This is a genomic window from Thermobifida fusca YX (assembly GCF_000012405.1).
In the GTDB taxonomy this organism is placed as follows: Bacteria; Actinomycetota; Actinomycetes; order Streptosporangiales; family Streptosporangiaceae; genus Thermobifida; species Thermobifida fusca.
In genome coordinates this window covers 2891085-2908077 of record NC_007333.1, presented here as the reverse complement: position 1 = coordinate 2908077, position 16993 = coordinate 2891085, and the positions used below count along the sequence as shown (strand labels likewise).

12 protein-coding genes are annotated in these 16993 nt (G+C 71.4%); 7 read left to right on the top strand and 5 right to left on the bottom strand.

All coding sequences use genetic code 11. The annotated features are described in order from the left end of the window. Positions 1-18: 18 nt before the first annotated feature. The 6 genes from TFU_RS12280 (at position 19) to TFU_RS12260 (ending at position 10224) form a co-directional block, all read left to right on the top strand. Positions 19-1539 carry a GDSL-type esterase/lipase family protein gene (locus TFU_RS12280; protein WP_011292893.1) on the top strand — a complete coding sequence of 507 codons (1521 nt, stop codon included), beginning with the start codon at positions 19-21 and terminating at the stop codon, positions 1537-1539. Continuing rightward, a complete protein-coding gene (locus tag TFU_RS12275) occupies positions 1526-3211 on the top strand; it encodes a hypothetical protein (protein ID WP_011292892.1) in 1686 nt (561 codons plus the stop codon). Before TFU_RS12280 ends, TFU_RS12275 begins: the two co-directional genes overlap by 14 nt. Before the next feature lie 159 nt (positions 3212-3370). Continuing rightward, complete coding sequence (locus TFU_RS16225; RefSeq protein WP_016189157.1) at positions 3371-3511, top strand: hypothetical protein; 141 nt, start codon at positions 3371-3373, stop codon at positions 3509-3511. Between the two features lie 235 nt (positions 3512-3746). Beyond that, the gene (locus tag TFU_RS12270; protein ID WP_016189156.1) at positions 3747-5030 is read left to right on the top strand and encodes a glycosyltransferase family 4 protein; all 1284 of its coding nucleotides are present in this window, start codon (positions 3747-3749) and stop codon (positions 5028-5030) included. After that, the gene (locus TFU_RS12265) at positions 5027-9238 is read left to right on the top strand and encodes an alpha-(1->3)-arabinofuranosyltransferase domain-containing protein (protein WP_011292890.1); all 4212 of its coding nucleotides are present in this window, start codon (positions 5027-5029) and stop codon (positions 9236-9238) included. The genes TFU_RS12270 and TFU_RS12265 overlap by 4 nt, the downstream gene beginning before the upstream one ends. Beyond that, entirely contained in the window at positions 9235-10224 is a 990-nt protein-coding gene (locus TFU_RS12260) for a DUF3068 domain-containing protein (RefSeq protein WP_011292889.1), read from the top strand. The genes TFU_RS12265 and TFU_RS12260 overlap by 4 nt, the downstream gene beginning before the upstream one ends. Positions 10225-10276: 52 nt before the next feature. Here TFU_RS12260 and TFU_RS12255 read toward each other — a convergent pair whose 3' ends face one another. Beyond that, positions 10277-11017, bottom strand: a complete 741-nt coding sequence (locus TFU_RS12255) for a class I SAM-dependent methyltransferase (protein ID WP_011292888.1) — start codon at positions 11015-11017, stop codon at positions 10277-10279. Beyond that, complete coding sequence (locus TFU_RS12250; protein ID WP_107491010.1) at positions 11014-11769, bottom strand: class I SAM-dependent methyltransferase; 756 nt, start codon at positions 11767-11769, stop codon at positions 11014-11016. The genes TFU_RS12255 and TFU_RS12250 overlap by 4 nt, the downstream gene beginning before the upstream one ends. Positions 11770-11880: 111 nt before the next feature. On the opposite strand from TFU_RS12250, the gene TFU_RS12245 reads away from it, so the two are divergent. Continuing rightward, on the top strand, positions 11881-13818 hold the full coding sequence (locus TFU_RS12245; RefSeq protein WP_370492099.1) for a hypothetical protein: 1938 nt from the start codon (positions 11881-11883) through the stop codon (positions 13816-13818). Positions 13819-13910: 92 nt separating this feature from the next. Here TFU_RS12245 and TFU_RS12240 read toward each other — a convergent pair whose 3' ends face one another. From TFU_RS12240 to TFU_RS12230, 3 genes are read right to left on the bottom strand one after another with little or no spacing between them, the layout of a single operon-like run. Further along, positions 13911-14678 (bottom strand): decaprenylphospho-beta-D-erythro-pentofuranosid-2-ulose 2-reductase, encoded by a 768-nt coding sequence (locus tag TFU_RS12240; protein WP_011292885.1) that lies wholly within the window; start codon positions 14676-14678, stop codon positions 13911-13913. Between the two features lie 17 nt (positions 14679-14695). Further along, on the bottom strand, positions 14696-16054 hold the full coding sequence (locus TFU_RS12235) for an FAD-binding oxidoreductase (protein WP_011292884.1): 1359 nt from the start codon (positions 16052-16054) through the stop codon (positions 14696-14698). Between the two features lie 26 nt (positions 16055-16080). After that, the gene (locus tag TFU_RS12230) at positions 16081-16965 is read right to left on the bottom strand and encodes a decaprenyl-phosphate phosphoribosyltransferase (RefSeq protein WP_011292883.1); all 885 of its coding nucleotides are present in this window, start codon (positions 16963-16965) and stop codon (positions 16081-16083) included. Between the last annotated feature and the right edge of the window lie 28 nt (positions 16966-16993).

Genomic DNA, 16993 nt, shown 5'->3' with positions numbered 1-16993 from the left:
CATCCTAGGCTGTCCGCTGTGGAGCAGACAGACACCCCGCCCCCCGCGGAAGGGGCCGAGGAGACCGGGAGGCGCCGCCGGTGGCTGTGGGCACGCCCTCCCGTGTCCGGCCTGCTCGCCATCACCATGGCCGCGATGGCCTTCACTATGCTCGTCCTCCAGACCACCCTCGGCGGTTTCCGGGTGGACGGTCCCGCACCCCCCAGACCCGCCCCGCCCACGGAATGGTCCCCGCCCGGGGACCCGGTCCGGATCATGGTGTGCGGCGATTCCCGCGTCCAAGGCAGTACCGGGGACTACACCTGGCGCTACTGGCTGTGGGAGCACCTCACCGAACATGCCGGAGTCGCCGTGGACTTCGTGGGACCGCGCAACGACCTGTTCGACCCGGTCGCCGACCGCCCCGGCGACCACCGCTATGCCGCTGATTTCGACACCGACCACGCGGGCGTGTGGGGAGCCACCGCGGCGGAAGTCGCGGAACGCATCGGCCGGGAAGTCGTCGACGCCGACCCGCACTACCTGCTCCTCCTCGTCGGCGTCAACGACATCGTGCGCGGTGCCAGCACAGCCGAAGTGCTCGACCGGACCCGCGGCATCGTTGCTGCCGCCCGGCTCGCCAAAGGCGACATCCGCATCGTGCTCGGCGAGATCCCCCCGGTGTGGGGTACCGAGAACGACCGGGCGGCCAACACGGTCATCCACAGCTACAACACTGCTCTGCCGACCCTGGCTGAGCAGCTCACCACCGCGAACTCCCCGGTCGTCGTCGCCCGCACGGCCGCCGACTACGCGCCCGCGGACGACAACTGGGACGCCGTCCACCCCAACACGCGCGGCGAACTGAAGATCGCCGCCGCGTTCGCGGACGCGCTGGCCCGCCCCCTCAACCTGGGAGCTCCCTACCCGCGCCCCCTGCCGGAGGTGACGGTGGGGCCCACCGCCGCTCCCGAGGACGTCCGCGCAGAACGGACCGCTGAAGGGGTCCACGTGTACTGGGAGGACGTCGAAGGGGCGACACATTACGAGGTGTTCCAGCGCAGGGTGTCCCCCGATCCGGATGAGCAGACCAGTCTCGGCGTGGTCGCCGCAACCGCGGAGGAGACCGAAACCTACGAGGTCACCGGCCTGTTCGCGGGCGCCGTCTACGAGTTCGCGGTGCGGGCGCTCAAAGGCGACGATCCGGGGCCGCTCTCTGCGTCCGTGCAACTGGAACTGGACGACGACCCGCCGCCCGCCCCCGAAGGGCTCCGCATCGTTGCCGGGGTGCTCACCTGGGAGGCTGCTCCCGGCGCCACGCACTACGCGGTGTGGCGCCGCCAGCTGAAATGCTCCGGTGCAGCGGGCGACCAGTGTGCACCCGCCGACTCCGCGGAAGTGAGCGCTGACACGGGTTGGGAGACCGTAGCCGTCGTGCACGACGCTACGCAGGTGGAGCTCGGCCCGGGCCACGAAGGCCACGAGTTCGCGGTCCGCGCTCACCGGGACTACCTCGCCGGCGGCTTCTCGGAACGGATCGTCTACCGTGCCAGCGACTGACCCTGCCCGGCCGTCCCCCCGCCAGCGGCGCGCAGCATTCTCCTGCTTCCTGCACCGGTGGGGGCCGGCAGGGATCGGACTGGCCGCCGGAGCAGCGGTACTGGGACCCGCCCTGGGACCGGGCTACGTGCTCCGCTACGACATGGTGTTCGTCCCCAACGCCCCGCTCTCCCCTGCGGCCCTGGGCTGGGGGGACGGTTTCCCCCGGGCAGTGCCCAGCGACGCCGTCGCAGCCCTCCTGGGCATGGTGCTTCCCGGCGATGTGGTGCAGACACTGCTGCTGCTCACCGTGTTCGTCCTCGGCGCCGCCGGTGCGGCCCGGCTCGTGCCGGGGCCCGGGCTGGCGGCGCGCAGTGCGGCAGCTCTCGCCTACGTGTGGAACCCGTTCCTCGCCGAGCGGCTGCTGCTGGGGCAGTGGGCGCTGCTGCTGGGCTATGCCGGACTTCCGTGGGTGGTGGCCGCGGCAGCCCGGTACCGCGGACCCCGCGACCTGCCCCGCGTGGGGGCCGCGCTGGTGCCGGCCGCCATCGGCGGGTTCTCGTCTGCGGTACTGTCCGCGCTGGTGGCCCTGCCCATCGCCCTACTGCGGCCGTGGCGGCGGGCAATCGCCGCCAGTGCCGCGGTGCTCGGCTGCCTGGCGGTGGCGGCACTGCCGTGGCTGGTGCCTGCCCTGGCCAGCGCCGCAACGACGGATCCCGCAGCGGTGGACGTGTTCGCGGTCCGCGCCGATACTCCGCTCGGCACGGTGGCCTCCCTGCTCAGCTTGGGCGGGATCTGGAATGCCCGGGCCGTGCCCCCCGGTTTCGCCGAGCCGGTGGGCGCGGTGGGGCGGCTGGTGCTGTCCCTGGTGGCGCTAACCGGGTGGGGATGGCTGCTGCGGCGCGGCCCCCAGCCAGGGTTCCAGGCTGGATTGACCGCGGCCGCAGCGGCGGGCCTGCTGGTCGCCCTGGCAGGCACCGTGGAAGCGGGGAGAGGGGTGCTGCGCGCACTCATCGACCTGTGGCCGGGGTTCGGTCCGCTGCGCGACGGGCACCTCTACCTGGCACCGCTCGCTCTGCTGCAGGCCGTGGGACTGGCTGGCGCCGTGCAGTGGTGGGGGCAGTCCGGTGGGCGGGGGACAGCGCGAGGTTCCCGGGCAGCGACGCGTCTCCTCGCGGGGTGCGCGCTGCTTGCCCCGGTGGTGCTGCTTCCCGGACTGGCGTGGGGCGCGTGGGGGACGCTGCGTCCGGTCGACTACCCCCACGAGTGGGTGACGGTGCAGCGGCTGGTCAACGAGGACCCCCACGAGGGGGCGCTGCTGTCTTTGCCGTGGAGCGCCTACCGGGGTTTTCCCACGGGAAAGGATGCAGCGACAGTGGTGCTGGACCCGGCGATCAAGATGGTCGACCGTCCCGTGGTGTGGAACGACGCGCTGCGGGTGCGGGACGGGGAACAGCTCCGCGTGGTCGCCGGGGAGGACCCGCGTGCCCAGCGGATCGCTCCGCTGATGGGGGACGACGGACTCCCGCGGGACACGCCGGACCTAGCACAGCGGCTGGCCGCGGAAGGGGTGCGCTACGTGCTCGTCGACCGGACCAATGTGCCCGAGGGGAGCAGCCTCGGTTTCGCGCACACCGGTTTCACGGCGGTCCACGACGGTCCGCTGCTCCTCCTCCTGAAAGTTACCGATTAGTACATCACTACAGCGTATGAGGCATGTGAGGCGGCAGATAGGGCCGGAGCAGCGATAACGGTGCGGGTACAGCTCTAGTCAAGTGCCGAATTCGATTCTACTCTTGCTCCATACCCGCACATCCTCAACGACGTGACGCGTCGAGGAAGGAGAAGCGCAGTGGTCAGAATCCTGGTCGCGTGTGCCGTCGGCGCGGCCCTCGCAGTGGTCGCGACCCTGACCGTGACCACGGTTGCGACAACCTCAGCGACTTCCGTCGAACCGGTGAACGAGACGCTCTACAACTACGGCGACAGGTAGGCGCGGCGTGCTCCGGTGAATGCCGTCGCCGCGGCGCCCGGAGCGCTTCGCCGACCACGTTCCAGTCCTCGCACTCCCGACGCAGCGCACACGCACACCCCCTCAGACCGTCGGCACGGTCGGCACCGCCCCTCGGCAACCCCCAAGTCAATTACTCTTCGAATTCAAATAAATGCTTTCCGTGTCGACTGTCTGGGTTTCCCCTGGTCACCGCTCGCGGAAAGTAGAAGAGCACGTGGTCTCCCAACACACCCCCTCCACCGGTCTCCACCCCACCCACCACCCTCACCGGGCAGCACCCGCGGCAACAGCCAACGATCGGACCTCCTCGGTACCGGACGAGAGCCTGGACGCGGCACCCCGCCTCGACGGCGTCCGCATCGCCATGATCAACTGGCGCGACCCGTGGCAGAGCGTCGCCGGAGGCGCAGAGACCTACGCCTGGCAGATCAGCCGCTACCTCGTCCGCTGCGGGGCCGAAGTAGTATTCGTGACCAGCCGGGAACGCGGTCAAGCCCGCGCCGAGACCCGCGACGGCATCGCCATCCGGCGGATGGGCGGCCCCTGGACCGTCTACCTCCGGGTGATGCTGTGGCTCTTGGTGCGGCGACGCCGGTTCCACGCGGCCTTCGACTGCATGAACGGCATCCCCTTCTTCTCCCGAATCGTCCTGCCCCGCCGCACCCGCGTCATCAGCATCGTGCACCACGTCCACGACCTGCAGTTCAACGCCTACTTCAGCCCGCCGCTCGCCCGGCTAGGCCGGTTCATCGAAAGCTGGGTCGCCAGCCGCGTCTACGCTTCCTGCCCCACCGTGACCGTTTCCGAGTCCTCCCGCCGCGCCATGCGCGACAAACTCGGGTGGCGCGCCCCCATCACCATCGTGCACAACGGCGGCCCCGCCCGCGCGCAGCTCCCGCCCACCCCGCCCCGCACCGACCTCGGCTCCCCCGCGATCGTCTTCCTCGGCCGCCTCGTCGTCCAGAAACGCGTCACCCGCGTCGTCGACGCGGTCGCCGAACTCCGGTCCCGCTACCCCGGCCTGCGCGCCCACATCGTGGGACGCGGCCCCGAAAGCGTGCCGCTGCGGGAACGCATCGACCACCACGGCCTCCACGACGTCGTCCACTTGCACGGCTTCCTGCCCGAAGCGGAAAAGAACGCGGTCCTCGCCGGAGCCACCCTGCACGTCACCCCCTCAGAATTCGAAGGCTGGGGGCTCACCGTGATCGAAGCCGCCGCGCACGGCGTGCCCACGGTCGCCTACGACGTGGACGGGCTCCGCGACTCGGTGCGGCACGGAGAAACCGGCTGGCTGGTCCGCGACGGGGAAACCCTTACCGACGTGGTCGAACGCGCCCTCCGCGAACTCGCCGACCCGGTGCGCGCCGCCGAGATCCGCCAAGCCTGCCGAGACTGGGCCGCGCAATTCACCTGGGAACGCAGCGGCTGCGCCATGGCCCACCTGCTCGCCGCAGAACTCCACCGCACCCCGGAAAGGCGAGGTCTGCTCCGTTGACCCCGTCCGCCGCTGACCGTGACGAGACCATAGTCCGCAGGCTCACCCTGCTCGCCGGGTGCCTGCTCCTCAGCGCCCTCGCGTTCAGTCTCGACCCCACACGGATCGTCGGCGACACCAAACTCGACCTCACCATCAACCCGCTGGGCTTCCTGTACCGGGCCCTGTACCTGTGGGACCCGGCGTACTTCGGGCAGCTCCAGAACCAGGCCTACGGCTACCTGTTCCCCAACGGCCCCTTCCACGCCGTGCTCATCAGCGCCGGCATGCCCGAATGGGTGGTCCAGCGGCTGTGGATGGCAGCCCTGCTGTGCGCGGCGTTCACCGGCACCGTCGCCGTAGCCCGCGCCCTGCGCATCGGCTCGCTGCCGACCCAGGTCCTCGCGGGGGTCGCGTTCGCGCTGTCCCCCCGCGTCCTCACCCTGCTGTCGTACAACTCCGCGGAACTCCAGCCGACCCTGCTGCTGCCGTGGGTGCTGCTGCCCCTCATCCACGGGACCCGGCCCGGCGCAGACCCGCGGCGCGCGGCCCTGCTGTCCGCCGCAGCATTCCTGCTGTGCGGCGGCACCAACGCCGCCTCCGAACTGGCCGTCCTGACCGTCCCCCTGCTCTACCTGGCTACCCGCGCCCGCCAGCGGCGCACGTGGACCCTGCTCGGCTGGTGGCTGGCCGCTATCGGCCTCGCCTCCTTCTGGTGGCTGGTCCCGCTGCTGATCATGGGCGGCTACGTGTTCTCGTTCATGCCCTTCACCGAGAACGCCGCCACCACCACCAGCGTCACCTCGCTCCTCAACACGGTGCGCGGGGCCTCCCACTGGCTGGGGTACATCTTCGGTCCCTCCGCGCTCCCCGCCGGCAGCGAAATAGCCACCAAGCCCTGGCTCGTGCTCACCACCACCCTGGTCGCCGGGCTGGGCCTGGCCGGAGCAGTGCACCGGAACAACCCGGAACGGCTGTTCCTCGGCGCGAGCGCGCTCGCCGGGATCACCCTTATCACCGCCGGGTACACCGGAGACTTGGGCGGCCTGTTCGGCCCCACCGTGCAGCACCTGCTCGACGGGGTACTCAGCCCGTTCCGCAACATCCACAAGTTCGACGTCCTGATCCGCCTTCCTGTCGTCCTCGGCCTCGCGCACCTCCCCGTCGCCGTCGCCCACCGCCTCCCCGCCCGCGGCCCGCTCCAGCGTCCCGAAGCCCCGCAGCGCCTGGCCGCGGGCGCGTGCGCGCTGACCGTCCTCGCCACGCTGACCCCGTTCGCCACCGTCGGCGGAGCCACCCGCGGCTCCTTCACCGAAATCCCCGGCTACTGGTACGAGGCGACCGCGTGGCTCGACGCGCACAGCGGCGGCCGGATGACCATGGCGGTCCCCGGTTCGGCGCGCGGCGAATACCTCTGGGGCCGCCCCATGGACGAGCCCATGCAGCCGCTCATGGACACCCCGTGGACCAACCAGCAGATCATCCCCTGGGGCTCAGCGGGGGTGTCCCGGCTCACCCACGCCGTCGACCAGCGGCTCTCCACCGGGCAAGGGTCTGCGGGCCTCGCCCAGGTCCTCGCCCGCATGGGAGTGCGCTACCTGCTCGTCCGCAACGACCTGCAGCGCGAAGGGAACAACGGCGGCTGGCCCGCCCGAGTCCACCAGGCGCTCGCCGACTCGCCAGGCATCGAACACGTGCGCTCCTTTGGCCCTGTCATCGGCAGCCTCGACGCGCTGCCCGCCGCGCACTGGTACGACCAGCCCTACCGGGCGCTCGACATCTACGAAGTCACCGACAGCGCCCCGCTGGCCAGCACGGTCCCCGCCGATACGGCGCTGCGCGTCATCGGCGGGCCCGAAACCCTGCTGGCCATGGCGGACACCGGGCTGCTCACTGACGACCGCCCCGTGATCGTCGGCGACGACCCGGGAGCCGAGCAGATCGCCGCCGCCGACACCGTCGTCTCCGACACCCTGCGCCGTGTCGAAGTCGTCTACCCCGATGTGCGGCGCAACACCTCAGCCGCCCTCACCGCCACCGAAGAATTCGACCGCGACATGCCCGCTCCCGACGTCGTCGACCCCGCCTGGGAGCCCTACACCGCCGTCATCCGCTACGAAGGGATCGCCGCGGTCACCGCCTCCTCCGCCGAATCCCGCGCCTCTGCTTTCCCCAGCCGGCGTGACCCGGGCCGGACCCCGTACGCGGCACTCGACCAGTCCTCCGCCACCTCGTGGCGGTCCAGCAGTATCGAAGGTGCGGTCGGGGAATGGCTGGAAGTGACGTTCACCGAACCCCGCGACGTGACCGGCACCACCATCACCTTCGAACGGCTCCCGGACACCCCGCCCCCCGCCACGGTCACCGTCACCACCGACCACGGCAGCGCCCAAACCGACATCGACCCTTTCCACCTCACCCAGGAACTCGTAGTCCCCGAAGGGAAGACCAGCAGGATGCGGATCCGCGTCGACGAGCTCGCCTGGGAGCCTGGATACCGGGCCGGCACCCGGGTCGGCATTGTCTCGCTCGCCATCCCCGGGCTCCGCGCCGACCGCATTCTCACCGTGCCCGGCGTCGTCGACGCCGACACCCTGCTGTTCACGGGGGCAGCGGGCGCCGCCCCCGGCTGCTTCCACGGGTCACGGGTGTGGACTTGCCATCCCAGCCTGGAAATCCAGGGCGAGGACGCCTACCGCCTCGACCGGAGTGTCACGCTTTCCGCTGAGGCCGCGGCCAAAGACCACGTCATCACCGGGCAGGTCACCGTGGTCGACCTGGAACGGATTGAGAAGAACGCCAACCGCGCGGGCGGCTACCCGAAAGTCACCGCGTCGTCCACCTCGGTTGACCACCCTGCCGCGCTGGGCCGGAACGCGTTCGACGGCGACGACGCCACTGTCTGGTACCCCTCCCCGGACGACAACCGCCCCTCCCTGCACATCGACTTCGGCACGACTGTGACCCTCTCCGAGCTGACCGTGGAGTTCCCCCGCGGCGACACCGTCACCCGGCCCATCGGCGTGGTACTGGACACCGGCACCACCGTCCGTGAAGGACTCCTCGACGCCTACGGGCACTTCACGTTCGCGAAACTGCGTGCCAAAGAGCTGCGGATCGTCTTCGACCCGCCCGCAGACCAGCCACTGGAGATCGCGGAAATCGTCCTCCCCGGCGTCGCCCCGTCCCGCTCGGTCCCCGACGACACGGACGCCACCACCGGATGCGGTCAAGGACCGACCGTGACCGTCAACGGTACGCCGGTGGAGACCCGGATCAGCCGCGGAACCGTGCGCGACCAGCTGGCCGGACGGCCCGTCGAGTTCACGAGCTGCACCACCGTGCCCCTCACCGCAGGAGCCAACCGGATCACCCTGCCGCCCACTGAGCGGTACCGCGTGGACTCGGTCATCGTCCGCGATGCAGAACAGGCCGCCCAAGAAGACGCTGCCCCGGTCCGCGCCGCGGCCGTAGACGTCGAAGCGTGGGGCCGCAGCGAACGCCGGGTCACCGTGGACACCGACGTCGACTCCTACCTCGTCGTCACCGAGAACTTCAACGACGGGTGGACGGCACGGCTCGCCGATACCGGAACTGAGCTCACCCCGGTGCGCGTCGACGGGTGGAAGCAGGCGTGGCTGCTGCCCGCAGGAACCTCCGGGGAGATCGTCCTCTCCTATGCCCCAGACACCCTCTACCACGCGGCTCTCGCCGTCGGCGCTGTCCTGGTCGCGGTACTCCTCGTCATGCTGCTGCTCCTGCCCCGCACGGCAGCAGCCCAGCGCTGGGCAGCCCTCCCCGCAGCAGGGACGACCCGCCTCCCCCTGCCCGTCGTGGGCGTCATCGCTGTCCTTGCCGGGATCGTGAGTTCCGGGTGGGCGGGCTGCGCCGTCGCCCTGGCCGGACTCTTCACCGCCTCCGCCCTGGAGCGGCGCGGACAGCGGGTCTCCCCCAGCTGGGTGGTCGCCGGTTCACTTGCCGCAGCCGGGCTCTGCGCCGCGAGCGGCAGCGCGCTCGCCGCCCACCTGCCACTGCACGAGGCCACGGCCGTGCTCGCGGAACCGCTCCGCGGCTGGGTCGCGCAACTGCTGTGCCTGCCCGCACTGGTGAGCATCGTCCTCGCCCTGCCGTCCACCCCGCGCCGCCGCCCCTCTCCCGCGGCAGCCCAGCATGCCCCCTCCCGCGCCGCGGCCCGCCCACAGCCCGACAACGCGGAGGAAGCACCGTGACCCGAGCAGAGGACACGGCGGAACCGCAGCCGGTCGACCAGACCGGGGAGGAGCGGCAGCCCACCGTACGGCGGAGGCCGCCGCGCGGCGCGGGACTGCTGACGACGATGCTGGGCGCGTTCTGTCTCACCGCTGCCCTGCTCCTCCCGCTGGTCGTCGCCCCCCGGCTCGCCCTGCTGCCCGCCGAATTCCACTACACGTGGACCCTTCTCGACCCCCACGCCACCTACTTGGACACTGCGCACTGGCAGACCCGGGAGAACGTGGAGGTCAAACAGACCGTCAGCACGCGGGGCACCCCGGTGCCGGGCGCACCGGGCCTGGTCGCGGTGGCGACAACCATCGACACCCATGGCCCGCTAGGAGCGATCGGCTTCCTCGAATACCAGCGCGTCGTTGACCGGGCCAGCGGACGGATCGTGGACTGCTGCGGCACCAGCGGTGCGGGCAGCGGGGCGCGGACCGGGCTCTGGCCGCCCGGCACGGCCGAGGCAGCGTTCGCCTTCCACGACCCGGAGACGCACGCGGCACCCGTGATGCGCCTCGACGGGATCGAGGACCGGGACGGGCTCACTGTCCACCGCTACCGGCAGGAGATCCCGCCAACCCGGGTCCCCGGATCGGTCCGCGACGTGCCCGCCGCAGCACTCGGCCTGGACCGCAAAGGCACGGTGCGCGCCGAACGCTGGGTAGAGGCCGTCCGCGTCTACTGGGTGGAGCCGTCCAGCGGCCAAGTCGTCGACCTGGCCGAACAGCGGCGTGAAACACTCCGCGCCCTCGACAGCGACCACGAGCGGCTGCTGCTCGACGCGGACCTCGAAGCGGTCCCCAGCCAGGTCAGCCGGGCCCGCCACCTCGCCGACACCCAGGTGCGTCTGCTGCGGGCCGTGCAGGAATGGGGGCCGCTCGTCCTCGGCGTCTGCGGCGCGGTGCTCGTCGCATCCGGGATGCTGCTGGCCCGGCGCGCAGCCCGGGCTACCTCCTGACGCAGCACTCCCACGGCACGTCGGCAGCCGACACGCTCCTGATGCGGGCCTACTAGCGGCGACGCAGCACCAGCAGCAGGTTCCAGGTGAGGAACTCGCGGAGCACCGGGATCCGCACCACCGGATACGCCCACCACGGCAGGTAGCGGGGCAGGATCGCCACCACCGAGGCGTGCGGGGTCCGCCGCGCCCAGCGGATCATCTCCGCGGCCGAGACCGCAAACAAGGTGGAGCCGAAGTCGTTCTTCGGGCGGCGACCGTGACGGCGGGTGAACCGGCGGGCCGCGTAGTGGCCGCCGAAGTAGTGCCACGGCGACGTCTCATGCCCGCCCCACGGGGAGAGCCACAGCGTGTACGACAGGTAGATGATCCCGCCCGGCCGGGTGACCCGCACCATCTCATCAGCCATGCGGATCGGGTCGGGGACATGCTCCAGCACGTTGGAGGAGAAGCACACGTCCACCGAACCGGTGCGCAACGGCAAGTCGAGGGCACTGCCCAGGACCGCGTTCTTCGGCAGGACCCCGTCCCGCAGCCGCATCTCACCCGCGTCAGCGTCCACACACAGGCAGCGCGCCCCCGCCTCGCGGAGCGCGTCCGCGAAATAGCCGGGACCGCCGCCCACATCGGCGACGATCGCACCGTCCAACTCGGTGTACTGCTGCAACTGCGCCACCGTGTCCCGGGCCAGAGTGCCGTAGAAGAAGTCCGGGTCGGTCTGCTCTTTGCGGAACGCCGCGAACAGCCGCACCGACCGGCCCACCGTGGCGCGGAAGGGGACGGGAGAGGTCACAGGGCGGCCCCCGGATCCTTGCGGGCGTAGTAGCGCATGTGGACCCAGTGGGTGCCGTGGTCGTCGCCCGCGTACTCTTCGGCGGAGACCACCCGGACGCCGTGGGAGGCGAGCAGCTCCCGCATCTGCTCCGGCGGCATCGTGTGCATGCGCATCGGCGCGGGATATCCGAGCAGGACGCGCTGGATGAACCGGATCACGCGGTGCGGTGCATACCGGAACACCAGCCCTTTCACGGTGCGGCGCTCGGTGGCGGGCATCCCCGCCACTAAGGCCCCGCCAGGCCGCAGCACCCGGGCGAACTCCGCGAGGTACCCGCGGGCCAGGGGCGGCGGCAGGTGCTGCAGCACCAGGTCGGTGTAGACCAGGTCGAAGGAGGCGTCAGGGAAGATCTTCAGGTCGGGGGCGTCGTTGAGGAGGAAGTCGATCCGGCCGCCGCTGCGGTCCAGTCGGCGGGCCTCCGCCAGCATGGGCGCGGAGATGTCCACCCCCACTACCCGGTCGAAGTAGGCGGCCAGGGCGTTGGACAAGCGTCCCGCCCCGCAGCCGAAATCCAGTGCCCGCTCCCGGCCGTGCGCGATCCCGAGCTCGGCCAGCCGCGCCATCGCGGCGTCGATCTCGGCCCGGCCCGAGGCGAGGAACTCGTCATCGTCCCATCCGCCGTGCCGTTTGGCGGGGTCGACGCAGACCGCCCACAGGGGAGCGGCGGCCCCCAGCGTCGTCCAGTCCTTCCGGATCTCGTCGAGACTCACGAACACTCCTGACAGCCGCCACGGTGCGGCGGACGGCAACAGTTCACGTTTTTTCCGCGTTCCGGGTACGACCATGGACCCCGCGGGGTGAGCTACGCAATAGTGGGCAATGTGCCTCATTCTGTCACTTCCGTTGATGGCGGCGTCAACCCCGACAGCCGTCTGACTACCTCCCCGGCGACCGCACCGTCGGAGCGAGAAGTCCCGCAGAAGAGCCACCGTGTCGTGCTCGCCGGTGCCGCACTCATCGCCCTCACCCTGGGCCTGCGCGCCTGGGTTCTGCGGCACGCCTACTTCATCGAAGACGACTTCCTGTTCGTGGCCGACGCGGCAGCCTCCCCGCTGACCTTCGACTACCTGACCAGCCTGCACAAAGGCCACTTCATGCCCGGGGCGAAGCTACTGGTCGCCGTGCTGACTGCCCTGTCCCCCTACAACTGGACGCTGGCTGCGGGCACCATGCTCGCCCTGCACGGCGCCGCCGCAGCGGCGACCTTCCGGCTGCTCGGCGAAGTCTGGGGATGGCGCTGGGCGATTCTCGCACCGTTGGCCGTCGCGGTGTGCGCGCCCCTCACCGTGCCTGTCCTGGCCTGGTGGTCAGCAGCGCTCAACGCGATCCCGTTCCAGCTGGCGACAGCGCTCGCCCTGCTGTGGACGGTGCGCTACCTGCGCCACGGACGCGAGCGGGACGCGTGGCTGGCCGCGGCCGCGGTCGTGGGCGGTATGGCGTTCTCCGTCAAAGCCCTGCTGCTGCCGCTGCTGCTCTTCGCCGTGGCGGTCGCGTTCCACACCCCCGGACCGTTGACGTGGGCGCCGTCAGCCGCCCTGCGCGCCCGCCCCAGGTTCTGGACCGGTATGGGCGCCCTGTTCCTCGGCTACCTGGTGGTCTACATGAGTCGTCCCGCTGATGCGGAGGGTGCTGGGGTGCCGGCGCTGAAGGCGGCGCTCGGACAGGCGCGGCGGCTCCTCTTGGAGACCTTCCCCGTCGGGGCCGTGGGCGGTCCGTTCTCGTGGGGGCCGGTCACCCCGGCAGGCGGCCTGCTCCAACCGCATCCGGCCCTCGTCGCGGCAGCGTGGACGGTGCTGGCGGCGATGGTGGGGGTGAGCCTGCTGCACCGCCCCCGATGGGCGTGGCGTGCCTGGGCGCTGCTCGTCGGCTACCTGGTGTGCGTGGACCTTGTCCCCACGCTGGTGGCGCGTGGACGCTACCACGAGCTCGTCGGCTACGACCCCCGCTACGTGGCCGATGCTGCTCTCGTGTTCGCGTTCTGCGTGGCCTGGGCGTTCCTCGCCCCCCGCTGGGAGGAGTCCGCTGCGCAGCGCCCGGTTCGGCAGCGGATCCGCCTGCCCAGACGGCTGCTCCGCGGCACAGCAGCGGGGGCCACGGCCGGGTTCGTCGCTGCGGCTTCCGTGTCCACCGCGGCCTACGCGGACACCCTGTCGGGGGACCGGGTCCACTGGTACCTGGACACGGTGCGCGCTTCCCTGGCCGCGATCCCCGAAGAAGCGGGAGTGTTCCCCCGTCCGGTTCCCGAAGACATCGTGCTGCCGTGGAACGGGCATCGCCGGTTCAGCTCGTTCCTGCTCAGCCCGCTCGCCGGCGACGACGCCGAGCGGATCGCCGACCCCCAGCCCGCGGCCCTGCCCATGGTGCTCAACGACGCGGGTTTCCTCGTGGTCGCCGAGCCCGCACCGGACAGCGTCTTCCTCGGCCCGCCTGACGACGGGGAATGCGTGGAGACGCTCGACGGCCAGGTACTCCACCAGGTCTCCACCTTCGGCCACCCCGGCCACGTGCTGGGCCTCAGCTACGTCTCCGACCGGGATGCCGAAACCACGGTGGGGCTCGACACGGTCACCCAGACCACGGTCCTGCCTGCTGCCCCCTACGGGGGATCCTGGTATGTGCCGCTGACCGGGAAAGGGCAGACCCTGGTGATCAAGGTGCCCGATGAGGTCTGCCTGACCTGGGTCACGTTCGGCGAACTCGTCCCGTCGGTGGAAGGCAACCCCTGGGAGCAGGAAGACCTGGAAGAGAAAACTGAATAGGGCAGTGCCCGCTCAGGAAAGCACCGGGGAGCAGCCGCGTACCGGCGGGGTGCAGGACCGTGCACAGCCCGGGCAGGCACCGGGAAGCGCGGTCAACGAGGCAACCGGCGCCACACGGGACGGGGCAGCAGCCTGAAGACCAGCGCCAGCACGCCGAGGGCGCGGGGAACCCACACGGTCCGCGTGCCGCGGCGGAGCGCCGCAGCGACCGTGTCCGCGACCTGCTGCGGAGTGGTGGCCAGCGGCGCTTCAGGCACGTGCGCGGACATGCGGGTGCGCACATATCCGGGACGGACCACCAAGACCCGGGCGCCGCTCTCGGCGAGCAGGTCGCCCAACGCGTGGGCAAAACCGTCGAGGCCTGCCTTGGCCGCTCCGTAGACGAGGTTGGCGCGCCGCACTCGCACCCCCGCCACGGACGACAGCACCACCAGGGTTCCGTGGCCCTGTTCGCGGAGCCGGGCCGCAACCGCCAACCCGGCCGACACATGACCGGTCAGGTTCACTGTCACGTTCTCGGCTGCCGCCACGGGGTCGCCGACGAGGCGCGACTGGTCGCCGAGCACCCCGAACGCGGCGACCACCACGTCGAGGTCGCCGACGAGACGCACCGCCTCCGCAACGGTTGCGGCATGGTCGGCGGGCGTGGCCGCGTCGAAGTCGACGACGTGCACGTCGGCAGCGCCCTGAGCTCGGAGGCGGGCGGCCGCCTCCGCCAGCGGCGCCTGCCGTCCCGGCCGGGCCGCCAGCACGATCCGGCGGGCGCCGCCGCGGACCAGCCGTTCCACGATGGCCAGCCCGATCTCGCTGCGTCCGCCGAGCAGCAGCACCGATTCCACGGCACGTGCTGTCCGACGCATCTCGCTCCGTCCTCCTGTCACAGTTCTAAACGGCGGGCCAGGTCCGAGACCAGCACCCGCTCGGGGTCCACCCGGTCCCGCACCCGGTGCCACCGGGGAAGCTCCGGGTACATGGCGTGCACGGTTGCCGCTGCGGCCCGGCTGTCCTTGGCCAGGTAGAGGCGGCCTCCCGCGGCGAGCACCCATTCGTCGAAGCGGGTGAGCAGCGGGAGGAGTCCAGGAAGGTCGGCGGGCAGGTCCACCGCTAGTGTCCACCCGGGCTGGGGGAAGGACAGCGGAGCGGGAGTGCCGGGGCCGAAGCGTTTCAGGACCGCGAGGAACGAGGGGGCCTGGTGCTTCGCCAGGTGCTCGACGATCCGCCGCAGCGTCTCCTCCTGCCCGAACGGCACGGTGAACTGGTACTGCACCAGGCCGCGGGACCCGTACAGCCGGTTCCAGTCGCGGAGCGCGTCCAACGGGTAGAAGAACGCGGTGACCTCCTGGAGCTCGTCCCGGCGGCGGCGCGGCGCTGCCGCATAGTAGGCCGTGTTGAAGGCCCGTACGGTGGTCGGCGTCAGTAGGCGGGAGGGCACGCCGCGCGGCACCCGGATCCCCTGCCGGGGCCGGTAGCGCAACGGGTCGCGGCGGGCCGCGGGAGGCAGGTCGGCGACGTGGGCGTGGTGGGCGCGGGTGAGCACGCCGCGCCCCAGAAAGCGGCCGCGCGCCAACAGGTCCAGCCAGCACACCGAGTAGCGGTAGTCGTCGTCGCGCTCGGTCATTGCTGCTAGGGCCGCCTCCAGGTCAGGGATGCGGTCGGTGTCCACTCGCATCCGCGAGGTCGTCACGGGAAGCACGGTGAACGTGGCTTCGGTGATCACCCCGGTCAACCCCATGCCGCCGACGGTCGCCCAGAACAGGTCCGGGTCCCGGTCGGGGCCGAGGCGGCGGACCGCGCCGTCGGGGGTGACGAGGGTGAGGGCGCGCAGGTGTGCGCCGAACGACGAGTCGACGTGGTGGTTCTTGCCGTGGACGTCGGCGGCGATCGCTCCCCCCACGGTGACCTGCCGGGTGCCGGGGGTCACCGGGAGGAAGAAGCCGCGGGGCAGCAGGTGGCGCAGCAACGTGTCCAGGCTGGTGCCTGCCGAGGCAGTGACCGTGCCCGCAGCCGCGTCCACCCGGAAGCCCGGGGTGAGGTCGGCGCAGTCCACTACGGTGCCGTCCGCGTTCTGCGCGGCATCACCGTAGGAGCGGCCCAGACCGCGGGCGACCGCGCCGCGTCCGCGGGCGGCGGAGCGGAGCACAGCGGCGAGTTCGTCTGTGGTGCGGGGGCGCACCACGGTGGCGACGGTGGGACGCAGGAGTCCCCAGCCGGTGAGCGGTGTGCGGTGGCGGTGCACCGGTCCTCCCTGCCGTCGAATCAGGCTCAGCCCACGTGGACGCCGAGCAGGACGAGGGCCCCGAGAGCGGCGAGGCACAGCTGCAGTGGGCGGTCACGCAGCACCAGTTCCTCCGGCTCCTCTCCGATGCCGCGGTCCACGAGCGCGTGGAGCCGGAATACCGCCATGACCAGGGGAACGATACTCGCTACGGTCAGCACCTGGGCGAGGCCGGTGGGAGTGGTCCACGCCCACAGGAAGTAGGTGGCGACCATGGCGCTCGCGGTCGCGATCCGCAGCCGGGTGAGGAAACCGGTCGTGTAGTACGCGAGGGTGGCGCGGGTGCGTCTGGAAGCGGGGGTGCGGAGCTCCGCTTCCCGTTTCCCCGCCACGACGAGAAGCGCCCCCAGGGAGACGACGGCGAGGAACCAGCCGGTGATGGGGACACCGGTGGTGGCCCCTCCGGCGAGGGCGCGCAGCACGTGGCAGCCCGCGACTGCGGCGATGTCGCAGAGTGGAAGGTGTTTCAGCCCGTAGGTGTAGCTCACCGACAGCGCAAGGTAGCCGACGAGGACCAGGGCAAGGCGGGGCTTGGCGGCGGCCAGCGCGACCAGCGGGGCGGAGCCGATGAGGAGCGCGCCGAGGACCGCGGCCAGGGGGACGGGGACCAGGCCGGAAGCGATGGGACGGTGCCGTTTGCGGGCATGGGCCCGGTCGGCTTCCGCATCAGCGATGTCGTTGAGCAGGTAGGTGCCGCTCGCCGCCGCACAGAACAGGAGGAAGGCCAGCAGGGTGTCGGCCGCGGCTGCCGCAGAGTCCAGTGCCCCGGCGAGCGCGGGTGCCGCTGCGACGAGGAGGTTCTTGATCCACTGCCGAGGACGGGCCACGAGCAGGACGCCCCAGGCCACGGCGCGTGGCCCGGGACGTCGCAACGGGGGAGTCCCGCGTTCCGGGTGCGGG

Excerpts from the sequence above, each read along its gene's own strand:
- TFU_RS12240 (WP_011292885.1), bottom strand. The coding sequence starts at position 14,678 with ATGCGTCGGACAGCACGTGCCGTGGAATCGGTGCTGCTGCTCGGCGGA.